We start from the raw sequence: 15,042 nt of genomic DNA on the forward strand, positions 1-15,042 counted from the left end.
AGGATTTTCGCCAATGCAATCTGCCGGGAGACGGGGACGCTGAAGACGGGGCGCACCGACGGACCGGCGACGATTAGAGGGAAGACGCGGACAGTTAGACAGGCAAATAGGAAGTGAGTAAAAATCCGGGCAGATGCTCTGCCCGGATTGTCCGTTCATCATTTCGACTGCTCGTACCAGGCCGACAATTCCGTCAGCATGTCCGAACCGCCGTCGGCTTTCCAGCTCTCCACAAATTTGTCGTAGTTGTCGAGCGATTCCGCTCCGGCAATGATCTTGATGACGTAGTCGTTCTCCGCTTTCGTCAGCTTCTGCAGGTTGTTCGCGACGACCGGAAGCGGAGGCGCGAGCAGTGTCGGGTCGCTGCGCGAAACCGAAAGCTGGGTTTGAATGTCTTCGAAGGTGGCGTACAGCACCGGATCTTTCCGCACCCTCAGCAGCCACTGTTCTTCATAATCGGCGGAAACGGTGCCGGTCATGAACCAGTCCGCGCTGCCGCGCTCGTCGTTGAAGGCGGGCAAAATCGGGAACAATTCGCCGTTTTCCACTTTGTGGTGCACGCCCTCTTCGCCGATGGCCAGGTTTTTGAACAGTTCTTTTTCCAGTTTGGCATTGATATATTTAATCGCTTCTTCCTTGTTTTTGGACGCTTTCGGAACGGCGATATACCAGCTGACGCCGCCGCCCTGCACCCAGTTGCCGACTTTGCCGTCCGGACCGGTGAGCGATTTGATCAGCGTAATTTTCGCGTCGGGGAAGTTTTTATGCAGCGCGGTGGTGACCGCCGACGCGACGCCCCAGCCGTAGGTCGTGACGCCCGCTTTGCCCGTCGTAAATTTCTGCTGCACCGTTTCCGACTTGTTGACCGGCCACTCCGGATCGATCAGCCCTTCCTGGTACAGCTTGTTCATGAATGCCAAATATTGCTTCATGCCTTCGCTTTCCAGGCGGTGAATCAGCTTCCCGTTCTCGACTTCGAACGTCGTCACCACGCCGAACGCGCCGGAGATTTCCGGAATGATGCTTTCGAAGCCGGTGAGCGGCACAATGCCTTTCTTCTCCTTGATCGCAACGAGCAGGTTGTAAAACTCGTCGATCGTCGTCGGCACTTCCAGGTTCAGCTCATCCAGCAGATCCTGACGGATAGCCAGCGAGCTGCCGACGAAGCCGCGCGGATGCTTCTCCGGAATACCGTAAATTTGTCCGTCCACCATCGCGTTGTCGAAATACTCCTGAGGCACCGAAGACTTGATATTCGGCCCGTACTGCTCGATCAGTTCGCCGAGCGGCTCAAGCGCGCCCTGCACCGCCAGACGGTTGTACTGCGAACCCGACAGCTTCAAAATGTCGTACGGCTCGTTGTTCGCCATCAGCAGGTTCAGCTTGTCGTCCGGGTTTTCCAACGGAAGCGTTTCGTACTCCACTTTATAGCCCGTTTTTTCCTCCAGCATGGCGGCCACCGGGTCCTGGTTCGGGTCGAAGTTGCGCTGGAAGCCGAGCTGTCTCAGCACCGGCTTTTCCGCCGCCGCGCCGCCTTCTCCGGACTCGCCGCCGCTTGCGCCGTCGCCGGCTTTATCGCCGCCGCAGGCGGCCAACATCGCGGTCATGACGATCAGGATGATGCCGGTTAACAATCTCTGTTTCATCGTACTGGATGCCCCCTCGTTTATTAAAATTGAAAGTGTTTTCTTGATGAAGACAGTCTAACATGCGGACGAATTGCTGTATTTGTCGTCAGATGCTCGTTTGGTTGCGCTTATTTGCTTCCCGGTACAGCTGCTCGTCCGGCCGAACGTCCCGGTCCGTCGCCGGAATGCGTATCCGTACCCGGGTTCCTTCCGGGTCCGCCCGTTCGAACGACACGGCGGCCTCTTCGCCGAAATAGAGCGCCAGTTTCTCCTTGACGTTCTTGATTCCGTACCCCGTCCCGGAGGAATCGTCGGCCAGCCTCCGCATTTGCTCTTCCGTCATGCCTACGCCGTTGTCTTCCACGGCAAATTCGATGACATCGCCATGCATCCGGCACCGGACCGCGATCTCGCCCGACTTGCCGAGCTTCTCCCGTATGCCGTGCAGCACCGCGTTTTCCACGATCGGCTGCAGCACCAGCTTGACCGTCTTGAACGCGAGAGCCTCGGGACTGGCATCGATCGTATAGCGGATATTGCCGCCGAACCGGCGATTCTGGATGTCCAGATAGGTCCGGACATGTTCCAGCTCGTCGGCGATCGGAATAATATCGCGGCCCTGGCTTAAGCTGATGCGGAAGAAGCTCGACAGTTGAACGGCAACCTCGCTAATTTCCCGCGCGCCCCTCTCCATCGCCATCCAGTGGATCAGATCCAGCGTATTGTAAAGAAAATGCGGATTGATCTGCGCCTGCAGCGCCTGCAGCTCCGCCGCTTTCTTCTGCGTCTCCGTCTTGTACTTCTCCTGAATCATAACCCGGATATTTTCGCTCATCTGGTTCAGATGGGATTGCAGCACGCCGATCTCGTCATGGGTCGTGACATCGGTTTGCGAATCCCAGTTTTCGGACTCGATCATCTTGATTTGCTGCAGCAGCAGCTTGATCCGGCGCGTCAATCCGTGCGAGAAAGCGACCGCCGCCAAAATCCCGACGACGATGACGACGGACAGCACAAGATACAGCTCGTTCGACCATTGACGCACCTCCGCGTAGATTTCGCTCTTCGGGATATGGGCGATCAGCTTCCAGCTTGTTCCGTCTATCGGCTTCTCGATGACGATATGCGAATCGAGGTCGACAAGAGGCACAACCGTTCCGTTCCCGGCCTCGTCGGTACTCGATATAATCCGATTCGTCCGGTCCGCCAGATACACTTTGCCGGTTGTCGTATTTTGCGTCTCCTCAATGATTTGCCGGAACGTCTCCTCCAAAATTTCCAGCGACAGAACGCCCATCACCTCTCCGGTAAACTGTTCCGTACGCATCGGACGAACGCAGGAGATAATATTTCGCTTCGCGCCGGTCCGGCCGTATTCGTCTTCATAAGGCGACCGGCAGTAGATGCCGTCCGAATTGTGCAGCATCTCCCCGTACCACGGCTCGTTCCGGATGGTGCCGAGCGCGAAGATCGTGCTCTTCTCCCGCGCATAAATATTCGTCGAATCGACATAGAGTCGAATCCGGTATATTTCGCGGCCGCTCTGGACCGAGTTCAGGATATTCAAAATTTTGTTGTAATCGTCGATCTGGTCGCCGAGCCGAAGGCCGTATCGGCCCCGGTTCAAAATATCGTTCAGCTCGTCGTGCATGAACAGCATGCTCGATACGTCCTTGATATTGTTCAGCTTGTAGGACAGAAACGAGTACGCCTGATTGATCGCCTGCTCCGTCGATTGCTCCACCCGGCGCTCCATGCTCTCTACCGTGTTGCGGTAGACGATGGCCGATACCGCCCCGGCCGAAATGGCGATAAGGGCAAGAAAGGCGAACAGCAGCTTGGTCTGAATGCGGAGCTGCGACAGCATCCGGCGGATGACCGCCCCGAGGCGCATCATTCTTCCGGAAGCGCATTCCGGTATTGCGACGGAATGACGCCGGTCAGTTTGCGGAACACTTTCGCGAAATAGTTGGCATCCTGATAGCCGACCATCGACGACACTTCGTACAGCTTGAGACGCCGGTCGCGGAGCAGCCGCTTGGCCTGCTCGATCCGGTACTGCGTAATGAAATCGTTGATCGAGACGCCCTTCTCCTTTTTAAACAAAATGCACATGTAGGTCGGCGCCAAATGAACATGGCCGGCCAGCGTATTAATGGACACGTCCTTGCTGTAATTGTCCTGAATGTACCGGATAATATCGCGAATGACCATCTTGTCGCCGGAATCGGTATGTTCCAGCGCCTGCTGAATAATGTCCAGACGCTGCATCATAAATTTGCGGATCGTATACAGCTCGCCGGAGACGAACATCGTCGCCCACAGCTGGTCTTTCTCGAATTCCCACATCGTTTCCGGATAAATGCGGGTCATCGCGACATACCAGCGGAACAGCTTCTTGCGCACGGCTTCCACTTCCGGCGGCGTGTAGAGCAGCAATTCGTTAATCGTCTGGTCGAGCCATTGCTTGGCTTCCCCCGGCTGCTTGTTGCGCAGCAAATCTTCAAATTTGATGAAAGCTTGCTTGTCGAACAGGCCGGACCGGTAACCGCTTCGCGGGATATGGTATGGAATGGCCGTATTCCAGCCTCTGTAAAACCGTTGGGAAAGCGCCTTCACGGCTTGCGAGAAGGAAGCTTTGCAGCCGGTTAAATGCGCGCATATCTCACCTGTTCCGGCCGCTACGCCGAGCAGCCCGTCCTCTGCCTTCATCCGGATAAGTCGGTTCAGCCAGAGGCCCAGCCGGTCGTCGCCGCGCGGCGACGACAGCGCGGCGCAAGCGATGCCCATGCCGTCGGTCAGGGCGGTCAGCACCGGAAGCTCCAGCTCCGCTGCCGCTTCCTGCGCTTCCGTCCGCCAGCGGGATCTCGCTTCCTCGTCCCGGAACTCGAACGCGACGCATTGATAGAAGCCGCGCGCCGGAAAGGACGGCGCCAATTGCCCGAGCCGCTCTTCGATCGGAGCGCCTTCCGGCGCGGAGTCTGGAACGGGTTGCACGATCATTTTGACCAGATGTTCGATCAGCTCGGGCTTGGAGTGGTCGAACTGCTCGCGAATCGACTGAAGTTCCTCAAGCTCCCGCCGCTTCCGCCTCGCGTCCGAAATATTTCGTACCGTTTCCTTCAGCAGCTTGCCGAGCTCGTCCATTTGAATCGGCTTCAGCATATAATCGACGGCCTGCAGCTTGATCGCCGACTTCAAATAATCGAGATCGTTGTATCCGCTTAAAAAAATGATTTTACAGTCCACGTCGATTTCGCGGACGCGCTGCGCGAAAGCGATTCCGTCCATGCGCGGCATGCGGACATCGCATAATACGATATCCGGCCGCACCTGAACGAACCGCTCGTAAGCCTCAATGCCGTCTTCCGCCTCGCCTGCGACTTCGATCCCCAGCCCTTCCCAATCGACAAAACGCCGCAAACCGCTTCGGGTCATCGGCTCGTCGTCTACGATGATCGCTTTCAACTCGGTGTCCCCCCGTTATGGACTTGTATTTGGTTACTATGATAACAGAAAAACCTTTCATCGCCGCATTAAAAACGCGAGCAATGAAAGGAAATCTGACATTACCTCTAACCTTTAACCTTCAGCCTTTAACGGAGCCGACCAGTACCCCTTTCACAAAATGCTTTTGCAGGAAAGGATAGACGAGCAGAATCGGAACGGTCGCCGTCACAATCGACGCGGCCCGAACCGCCTCCGGCGTCTGATTCAAATCCCGGCTGACGTCGACCTGGCCGGCCGTCGTCATCACCTCCTGCGTCGAGGCGATCAGCTCCTTCAAATAAAGCTGGAGCGTCTTCAGCTCCGGCGCCGTAATGTAAATCATGGCGTTAAAGTAGCTGTTCCACAAATTCACCGCGTAGAACAAGCCGATCGTCGCCAGCACGGGCTTGGACAACGGCAGGATGATCGTATGCAAAATCCGCGTATTCGAAGCGCCGTCCAGCTTGGCCGATTCCTCCAGACTTTCGGGCAGCGCTTCGAAATAGTTTTTCACGATAAGCATGTTGAACACGCTGATCAGGCCGGGCACGAACAAGGCCCATATCGTGTTGATCATCTGCAGCTCCCGCATGACCAGGTAGGTCGGGATGATGCCGCCGTTAAACAGCATCGTGAACACGTAAATCAAAAGGATCGGCTTGCGGAACTTCAAATTCGGCTTGGACAGCGGATAGGCGGCCAGCACGGTCATCAGCAGCGAAGCCAGCGTTCCGATGAGCGTGACGATGATCGTGATGCGAAACGAATTGATAAACTGCTTGTTGCCGAGTACGAGCTCGTACGTCCCCACCTGAAAGTCGATCGGAAAAATTGTGACGATACCGGAGACGACCGCGGCCTCGCTGCTGAACGACTTGGCGATCACGTTGAGAAACGGGAACAAGGTGATCGTCCCCAGCACGACGAAGAAGGCGTAGTTGAATACGGCAAATATTTTCTCGCCGGCCGATTCCTTGATCGCGTTGCCGCCGCTGCGCCGCCGCCCGGCGCGTTCGTTCGCCAGTTCCATTACCAGATGCTCCTTCCGAGAAACTTCTTGCAGAACGCATTGCCCGACACGACCAGCATAAAGGCGACAACCGATTCGAACATGCCGACCGCCGTCGAGAAGCTGTAATCGGAGGCGCCGAGACCGACGCGATAGACGTAAGTGCCGATGACGTCGGCCACATCGTAGACGACGGGATTGTACATGACGAGAATTTGCTCGGTTCCGGCTTCCAGCATGCTGCCAAGACGCAAAATCAGCATCAGCACGATGGTGGAGAAGATGCCGGGCAGCGTAATATGGATCATCTGCCGCAGCTTGCCGGCGCCGTCCATCTTGGCCGCTTCGTACAGCTGCGGATCGATGCCGGACATGGCCGCCAGGTACACGATCGTCCCCCATCCGACTTCCTTCCAGCCTTCGGTGAACACAAGCAGCGGACGGAAAACGGCTTGATCCATGAAGAAGGCGATCCTCTCGCCGCCCAGCTTCTCGATCACCGTATTGACGATTCCGTCGTTAAGCGACAGCAGGTTGATGAACAAGCCGCTGATAATGACCCAGGAGATGAAATGCGGCAAATAAATAACCGATTGGATGATGCGCTTGAACAGCATTTTGCGCAGCTCGTTCATCAGCAGCGCCACCATAATCGGCGCCGGAAACAGGAAGATCAGCTTGTAAAAGCTGATGATCAGCGTGTTGGTCAGCACATTCAGAAATTGCTCATGCCCGATCAGCTTCTCGAAATGCTTCCAGCCGACCCACGGACTGCCCCCGATGCCTTTAAAAATGCTGAAATCCTGGAACGCGATCACAAGGCCGTACATCGGCGTATATTTCATCAGCAGCAGAAACAGAAGGCCGGGGACAAGCATGAAATACAGGTCCCAATCTTTCCGAATCGCGACCCGGGTTTGCGAACGTTTGCGTCTTAGCACCTCGGTTACATTCATGCGAAGAACTCCTTTAAATGTGGGATGAGAACGTGTCCCGTATCGGGTCTCATGCCTTTCATTATGCTGGAGCTCCGCAAACAAAAAAACGATGCAATCTTAATAAAATAGAGAAAATCTAAAGGTTCTGCGTGCCGGAAAACGCAAAAAGCCCCGCCGGTTTCCCGGCAGGGCTACTCGATCGTGAGGACGGGACAGGGGAACGATCAGATTGCCCAGTTCCCTTGACGGAAAACCGGCTCTCTCGTCCCGTCCTTATGAATGCCGTCAATATCCATTTCGGCGGAACCGATCATGAAATCGACATGCGTAATGCTGCTGTTGACACCGCAGGCCTCCAGCTCTTCGGGGGACATCTCCTTGCCGCCCTCCACGTTGAACGCATAGCCGCTGCCGATCGCCAGATGGTTCGAGGCGTTCTCGTCAAACAGCGTATTGTAGAAGAGGACGTTCGACTGCGAAATCGGCGACTCGTGCGGCACGAGCGCGACTTCGCCCAGATAGTGCGAACCTTCGTCCGTGTCGACGAGACGCTGCAAAATTTCTTGCCCCCGCTCCGCCTCCACCTTCACGATGCGGCCGTTCTCGAACGTCAGCTTGAAGTTGTCGATAATGTTGCCGCCGTAGCTGAGCGGCTTCGTGCTGGATACGTAGCCGTTGACGCCGTTACGGTAAGGAACCGTGAACACTTCCTCGGTCGGCATGTTGGCCATGAACGAGACGCCGCTTGCGCTTGTGCTCGCCGCTCCCACCCAGACATGCTTCTCGGGCAGCTCGATCGTCAGGTCCGTGCCCGGTGCGGTATAGTGCAGCTTGTGAAAATGCTTGGCATTCAAAATATCCACTTTGGCGTGCAAATTGGCGTTATGCCGCTTCCACGCTTCGACCGGGTTGTCCGCGTTCAGGCGCACCGCATTGAAAATCGCATCCCACAGCTTATTTACCGCGCTGTCGCCGCTTTCCCCGGGGAACACCTTCGCCGCCCAATCCTTCGACGCCGCGGCGACAACCGTCCAGCTGACTTTGTCCGATTGGGCCGCCCTGCGGTAATACTCCAGCGCCTTGCCGGCCGCCTTCTGAAAATTGCTGATCCGCTGCGGATCGATGCCTTTGAGCAAATCCGGGTTTTGCGACACGATCGAGACGAACGCGGCATTCGCGTCGACGAACGCATTCCGCTTAGCCGCCTCCCATTCCGGGTATACCGTAAAAAATTCGTCGGCCGCTTTTTCATACTTCAACCGCGACAGCGTCTCGTCCGTCCAGTCGACATGGACGTTGCTCGCCCCCGCCTCGTATGCCTTGCTTGCCACCAGGCGCACCAGCGGCGCGATTTCGACCGAACCGGTAACATAGACCTGCTGTCCCGGCTGAACGTTCACGCCGATTTTGACGATCAGCTCGGCATAGCGCTCGAGCTTCTGTTCGAATTGAGTCATATCGGGATCTCCTTGTCCATTTTGGATTTTTGTTTCCTATTATATCCTATTTAGGGCGACTAGTTCATAATTTCGACTCCGACCACATCGTCCATATTCGAAATCATTTTATACAGATCGGTGATCGTAATTTTGACGTTAACCCTTGTCCTTACTTCCAGAAGCGACATCGATTCTTCTTTTATCGCCTTGATCCGGCATTGGGAAATCTCGATTTTTTCCGCTTTCAGCCTATCGAGAATCGGCTCGATGCTCGATTTGTCGCTGATCGTCACTTTAATCAGATGCTCTTTCTTCATCAGCCGGAGCGGCTTGCTGAGCAGAAGCGGAAGGAGCTCGACCGTAATCATCAGCAGCGCCGTGACGATGATCGCCTCATAGTAAAAGCCTGCTCCGACAGCGATGCCGACGCCCGCGGCACCCCAGATCATCGCGGCCGTAGTCAGGCCGGAAATATGGTCGTTGCCCCGTTTCAAAATGACGCCCGCACCGAGAAAGCCGATTCCGGATACGATTTGGGCGGCGAGCCGGAGCGGGTCCATCTGAATCCGCACCGCATCGCTCCCCGGCGACAGATAGGCCGATTCGATCGATACGATCGTTAACAAACAGCTGATAATCGCAATGACCGGGCTTGTTTTCAAGCCAAGCGGCTTGCTCTTCAGCTCGCGCTCCAATCCGATGATCAGGCCGAGCAAAGCCGAAAGACCCAGCTTCAACCAGAGATTTTCATCCAGCCATTCCATATCTCTCGCTTCCTTTCTCCTCTTCACATAACCGCAATCAAGTATGTTTCACAATAGCATAGCCAAGAAGCGCCGTATAATCAAGGCTATGAGGTCTTCGCTTTCCGATATTGCTTCCAGTCTCCGGACGGAATGGGGGAAGCGCCGGCGAAACGATCCGACACATAGGCCAGTACCGGAATATCGCCCCGGTCCGTGCCGGCCGTCGTCTGCACCCGCTCGTAGAGATTGCGCGGGTCCCCGGGGCCGTAATAGTCTTCGAGCGCATCGATCCGCCGCAGCGTCTCTTCATCGATCTCGTATATTTCTCCGTACACGCGGCCCGTTCCTTGCCGCACGGCCGGATAGCCATAACCGGTATCGACGAGCGTGCCCTCGATACAGGCTTCCGGGACCGCGCAGCGCGACCCTTCAAGCAGGCCGTGGTTGGACTCGCCGAGCCGAAGCGTACCGTAAACGAACAGCAAATGCGTCTTTTCATTGCACATGGTCCATCCCCCTTTAAATGTAATAATTTACATTACAGGGATGATCTTCGTCAATACTTTTGTCAAGTTATGTGACATCGGCCATGCGCATAAAAAAAAGACCGCCCGCGCCAAATGCGGACAGTCATACGTTTATGTTTTCATGCGGCCTTTTATTCCTTCATGACGATCGACGCGTCATCCGCATAAACGGCCACGTTGCGCTGCGCTTCGTTGATGATGAATAAGCGCACATAACGGGCGGCGGCGGGCGCCGTGGAAGAAACGGCGGCTTCCGTCCATTGTCCAAGCGGCCCGTCAATACGCGCTGCCGCTTCCGTCTGCTGCGGAAGCTCACCGCCTTCCGCATCGTAAAAGGCGAGCCGGATTTCCGCCGCGCTGTCCGCTACCGGCTTGCCCTTGTCCCGGGCGTCCAGGTACAGCTTGACTGAAGCGGCGTACGGCATCTCCGGAAGCACCTCGATCAAGTCCGATTGCACGGCAATCCGCTTGCCTGCGCCATTGTCCTGGTTGACCAGCTTCAGGCTGCGGTTTCCCGATGCGAAGCGGTCGGACGAAATTTCGGCGATATCGTTCGGCTTTGCCTTCCCTGCGAGCGACCAGCCCGGGATCGCCCCGTGGGCGCCGGTCTCTTCAAAACCGGCATTGCGGATATCCAGATCGACATCCGCGATTTCGACGGTTACCGGCTGCGAGACGGTTCCCCGGAACGAAGCGGTCAACGTAACCGTGCCTTCCTGCAAGCCGGTCAGGATGCCGTTCTCCACGACCGCAATTTGCGGATCCGAAACGGTGATGGTGGCGGCCGATGCGAGATCGACGTCCCAGCCGAACAGTTCGCCCGCAACGGTCAGCGGAACGGACTGCCCGACGGCGATATGCCCAGGCCCCGCCACCGTCAACGTTCCCGGCCTGGCCGCCGCATATTTGTAAAGCCGGGTTGCCTTGGCGGCATATACATTATCCTGTTCATCCAGCGTAAACAGCACGACCTGGGGAGATAGCTCCCGGAACTCCAGCGTATCCGGATTCAGCACGACAAGCCTGCCCGCGACGTCGGAATACAGCAGACCGTCCGCGCCCCAGCGCTGATGGATCGGCCGCCAGCTGCTGTAGTTCGTCACAGACGGATACAGATTTCTGGATTTGACGATTTCCTTCGTCACAGGGTCGAATGCGAAAATGACCCCGTCCATCGCCGCCCAGATGAGGCCGTCCGGGCCAAGCGTCAATCCGCTGATCATGCCGTTCGAGGCCGATTTGCCTTCGAGCTGCGGCTCCCATTCCGCCGCCTTGCGCTTGGCTGCCGGGTCCCAAACAAAGAGCTTCGCCTTGTCCGCCGCCGGCACGCTGCCGAGGCCGCCATGCACCGTCGTCGATCCGTATATCAGACCGTTCGCATACAGCAGCCCGGAAATGCTCTGGTTCTCGACTACGTTGCGGAATACTTCGTAAACCGGACGGCCCTCGGAAGCGGAAGCATCCGGATCGTAGACAGTAATGGCGCCGCCCAGCTCGCCATAACCCGGAATCGTGCCGATATACAGCTTGCCCGCCCCTGCCGTAACGACGAACGGACGGTCCTGCGCTTCCCCGACATCGAACAGATGGGCGGGTGCGGCGGTTGTCGACAGCGGCGTCGTCGTATCGTAGGCGAGAATTTGCGCCTTCGGATATACGCCGAAGTAGACGGTGTCGCCGAGCGAGCCGATCCCTTCCGACTGCGGCAGCGGGAAATTGACGAACCGGTTCGCCGCCGGATCGTACTGCGCTCCCCCGTCTCCGAAGCTGCTCATATACAGTTTGCCGTCCGGGCCCGTTTCCAGCGCTTGAATGTTGATCGCCTGCGAATCGACCAGGGCGTTCATCTGCCGCATTTTGCCGTTCGGCGGGTCGTACAGCACTGCCGCTCCGTCATACGAAACCGTGACCATCGCTATGCCCGGAAATTCCGGCTGGTTGGCTACGTGCAGCCAGGCGCTGCTGCGGATCGATCCGTCGAAGTAGATGACCTGACGCTCCTCCAGCGTCTCGACATCGATTTCCCACATGTACTTGTCCCGCTTGTTCGTATAGACTTTCCCGTTATGCTCCGGCGTGACCGCGAGCAGTCCCCGGACATTTTCGATCGTTTTGTCGCGCCATTCCCCATTCTTCATATTGTATACATGCATCGTAAACGTGCCGTTCCAGAACACGTACAGCTCGTCGCCGACCACCGTCAAACCGTATACGAACTGCATGCTGTTTTCCTTGCTCTTATAGGCATCGGGCAGCTCCGGCATGCCGATGGAAGCCGTTTCCTTCGTCGCCAGGTCGATCTTCCACACGCGTCCGTTGGCCGAGCCGGTCCCCGCATACAAATAGCCGTTATGGTAAGCCAGCGAACGGACGTACATTTCGCTCTTCCCGTCGTCTCCCGGCGCTTCGCCGTTATCGACCGGCCTGCCGAGCAGATCGGTCATCTCATACGTTTGCCCGTCAATCTTGAACACGCGTCCCCCGGCCGTAGGCGAATAAATGCCGCCGTACACATTCCCTTCCTCGTCATGCACCAACGAATAGATCGACCCCGTCCCCGGAATCGGGATGCCCAGATCCCGCACTTGCTTCGTCTCCGGCGAATAGACGAACACTTTGCTCGTCGTGCCGATAAATACTTCTCCGTTCGGCACCCGGACATGCGTCCATGAGCTCGCCACGCCGGCAAGCGGAAACGATCGCAGCAGCTTCTCATTGTCGATATCGACGACGTTGAAGATGGCGGATTCCCCCGCCGACGGGCTGCCGGACACGGTCGTGTACATGACGTTGGCGCCGTCCTCCACCCCGAATGCCGCGTCGAACGTCTGTCTGACCGCAATCGGCGCGCCGAGATCCTGCGGTTCTCCGAGTCCCGAGAAGGACAGCGCCTTTCCTTCCCCGCCCGCCGCATCCGCGGCGCCGGCGCTTCCGATGACGCTGACTCCGATCAGGGCTAGCAGCAGCGGACAAATGAGCATGCGTTTCCACATTACGAAATTCCCCTTTCATCATGTAATCGTTTTCAAACATATCCATTGTAAATGATTTTCCCGATTCTGTATTTGTCCTCTGCTTTACGAATCGTTGTCCTGAGTTGCTTGCCCCGAATCAAGCAAACACAAGAAACGAAGGAAACGGGGATGCGCATCGTACGCCTCCCCGTTTCCTTGACAGCGGCTTATATTTACCGTGCGGCAGAGTCCGCAGCCTGCGCGCCGGCTCGAACAGCATTGCCGTCGTGCCTGACCAGCAGCAGGAACAGCAGCGCGAGCAGCATGCCGCCCGCAGCGCAGACGAAGAGCGAGACGTAGCCGAACTGGTCGATGACAAGACCGAGCAGCGGCGGCGAAGAGAGCGCGGCGAGCGAAGACGCGAGATAATACAGTCCGGTCCGCGTGCCGATACTCCGTTCGGCGCCAGTCGAAACGACGAACGGATAAGAGTTGATGTTGATGCATGCCCAGAAGATGCCGCCAATCGCCAGCATAACGCGAAGCAGGACGACCGACTGAATGAGCGGCATGGCGGCGAATACGGCGAACAAGCCGCACACGCCGATCATGATCATCTTCTTCTTGCCGATTCGGCTGCCGAGCCAGCCGCTTGGCAGCGCAAACAGGACGAAGAACAGCGAGAAGAACGTGAGCGAGAAGGAAGCGGCGCTTTCTTCAAGTCCCAAATGATGCTTGCCGTACAAGGTGAACAGCGCTTCGACGCCCTGGTACGACACGAACCAGAAGAAGATCGCCGCGAGCAGCATGACGGTCGTGCGGTCCAGTTCGCCGCGCAGCTTGATTCGCTTCGTCTCGGCCTCGAACGGGACGACCGAGTCCCGGCTTTCCTTGACGTTCCGGTACAGAATGAGCATCGAGATCAACGTAATCGCCGCCGCCGCTATGAACGGAAAGGAAGGGTTCGCGCCGTACAGGACCGAACCGGCGCCGAACGCGATAATGCCCCCGATGCCGCCCATGAAATTGATGATGCCGTTCGCCTTCGTCCGCTGCGCTTCCGGCGTTATATCCGGCATCAGCGCGATCGTCGGCGACCGGTAGACGCTCATGGCAAGATTCATGAGCACCATAAACAAGACCAGCGTCACGAAACTCGTATGTAGCGGTATCAGAATAACGAACAAGGCGGCGAGCGGCATCCCGACAAGCAGGTAGGGCATGCGCCGTCCGAACCGGGTGGACGTCTTGTCGCTGCGGTTTCCGATCCACGGCTGCAGGAACAGGGCGAAATAGTTGTCGATCGTCATCATAAACCCGATCATCGCCGTGCTGGTCAGAAACGAATCGAGAAAGAACGGAACGAACGCGTTGTACAACGCCCAGGTAATGCTGATGCTGAAAAATCCGAAGCCAAGCAGCCACGTCTTTTTCATCCGCTCTATCCCCCCATTCCCGCGTCATGAAGCAGTTCGGCAAGCCGGTCGGGATAGTCGGTAATAATGCCCGCAACGCCGGCGTCGATCAGCTTGCGCATCACGTCAGCGTCGTTGACGGTAAACGGATGGTAAGCGATTCCACGTTCGGCCGCCTGCGCCACCCATTCGGGAATAACCGCGTAATAATAAGCGTGAAGCGCCTCCGCGCCGACCCGCGCCGCATATTCCCATGGCTCGTACAAGCCTTCCATGTACAGGATGCCGGTTCGAATCTCGGGGGCAAGATGCTTGCATTTCACGAGCGAATAATGGTTGAAGCTGGATATAATGATGCGGTCGCTCATTCCGAACCGGCGAACCTCTTCAATGACCGCCTCCTCCAGCCCTTCATATTGAATGATGCCGTTTTTCAATTCCAGATTGATGACGAGCGAGGTGGGAGCGGCCAGCTCAAGAAGCTCCCGGAGCGTCGGCACACGCTCGCCCTCAAACGCCGGATCGAACCACGAACCCGCATCCAGCTGCTGCAGTTCTTCCAGCGTCGCATCCTTCACCAGCCTGGACGAGCCTGCCGTCCGTTTCAGCGACTCGTCGTGAATGAGCACGAGCTGTCCGTCCGACGTCATCTGAACGTCGGTCTCGATTCCTGTAGCGCCCAGCTCGATGGAACGCCGAAACGCCGCCATCGTATTTTCCGGGCAATAACCGGACGCTCCTCGGTGGGCGAAATTCAGGACTGATTTCATAAGGTTACCTCCGTTACGAATAGTAGGACGATCATCCTAATTATACGACAGAACGGTATGGCCCTTACCAAAATTATTGTAAATTATCGCGAACGGCGTCCGGGCGATTATGCCCTTGAACAAACGT

Annotated in this window: 11 protein-coding genes; all 11 read right to left on the minus strand. The window is 56.9% G+C overall.

What is annotated here, in order from left to right; all coding sequences use genetic code 11:
- Nucleotides 1-158: 158 nt before the first annotated feature.
- Entirely contained in the window at nucleotides 159-1,646 is a 1,488-nt protein-coding gene (locus tag ABEV74_RS04065; protein ID WP_430143592.1) for an extracellular solute-binding protein, read from the minus strand.
- 88 nt (nucleotides 1,647-1,734) lie between these two features.
- Entirely contained in the window at nucleotides 1,735-3,495 is a 1,761-nt protein-coding gene (locus tag ABEV74_RS04070) for a cache domain-containing sensor histidine kinase (RefSeq protein ID WP_430143593.1), read from the minus strand.
- A gap of 26 nt (nucleotides 3,496-3,521) precedes the next feature.
- Nucleotides 3,522-5,096: a response regulator gene (locus ABEV74_RS04075; RefSeq protein ID WP_430143595.1), complete on the minus strand. Its 1,575-nt coding sequence runs from the start codon at nucleotides 5,094-5,096 to the stop codon at nucleotides 3,522-3,524.
- Between the two features lie 121 nt (nucleotides 5,097-5,217).
- Nucleotides 5,218-6,147, minus strand: coding sequence for a carbohydrate ABC transporter permease (locus ABEV74_RS04080; protein WP_430143597.1), 930 nt, complete (start codon nucleotides 6,145-6,147; stop codon nucleotides 5,218-5,220).
- Entirely contained in the window at nucleotides 6,147-7,082 is a 936-nt protein-coding gene (locus ABEV74_RS04085; protein ID WP_430143599.1) for an ABC transporter permease, read from the minus strand. The genes ABEV74_RS04080 and ABEV74_RS04085 overlap by 1 nt, the downstream gene beginning before the upstream one ends.
- Nucleotides 7,083-7,288: 206 nt before the next feature.
- The gene (locus ABEV74_RS04090) at nucleotides 7,289-8,521 is read right to left on the minus strand and encodes an aminopeptidase (RefSeq protein ID WP_430143601.1); all 1,233 of its coding nucleotides are present in this window, start codon (nucleotides 8,519-8,521) and stop codon (nucleotides 7,289-7,291) included.
- A 59-nt stretch (nucleotides 8,522-8,580) separates the two neighbouring features.
- A complete protein-coding gene (locus ABEV74_RS04095; protein WP_430143603.1) occupies nucleotides 8,581-9,267 on the minus strand; it encodes an MgtC/SapB family protein in 687 nt (228 codons plus the stop codon).
- Nucleotides 9,268-9,353: 86 nt separating this feature from the next.
- The gene (locus ABEV74_RS04100; RefSeq protein ID WP_430143605.1) at nucleotides 9,354-9,755 is read right to left on the minus strand and encodes a gamma-glutamylcyclotransferase family protein; all 402 of its coding nucleotides are present in this window, start codon (nucleotides 9,753-9,755) and stop codon (nucleotides 9,354-9,356) included.
- A 152-nt stretch (nucleotides 9,756-9,907) separates the two neighbouring features.
- Entirely contained in the window at nucleotides 9,908-12,769 is a 2,862-nt protein-coding gene (locus ABEV74_RS04105; RefSeq protein ID WP_430143606.1) for a hypothetical protein, read from the minus strand.
- 194 nt (nucleotides 12,770-12,963) lie between these two features.
- Nucleotides 12,964-14,166 carry an MFS transporter gene (locus ABEV74_RS04110; RefSeq protein WP_430143608.1) on the minus strand — a complete coding sequence of 401 codons (1,203 nt, stop codon included), beginning with the start codon at nucleotides 14,164-14,166 and terminating at the stop codon, nucleotides 12,964-12,966.
- Between the two features lie 5 nt (nucleotides 14,167-14,171).
- Nucleotides 14,172-14,915 carry a glycerophosphodiester phosphodiesterase gene (locus ABEV74_RS04115; protein WP_062495822.1) on the minus strand — a complete coding sequence of 248 codons (744 nt, stop codon included), beginning with the start codon at nucleotides 14,913-14,915 and terminating at the stop codon, nucleotides 14,172-14,174.
- Nucleotides 14,916-15,042: the final 127 nt, after the last annotated feature.

The sequence above is a fragment of the Paenibacillus cisolokensis genome (genome assembly GCF_050481165.1).
Lineage (GTDB): Bacteria > Bacillota > Bacilli > Paenibacillales > Paenibacillaceae > Paenibacillus_AH > Paenibacillus_AH cisolokensis.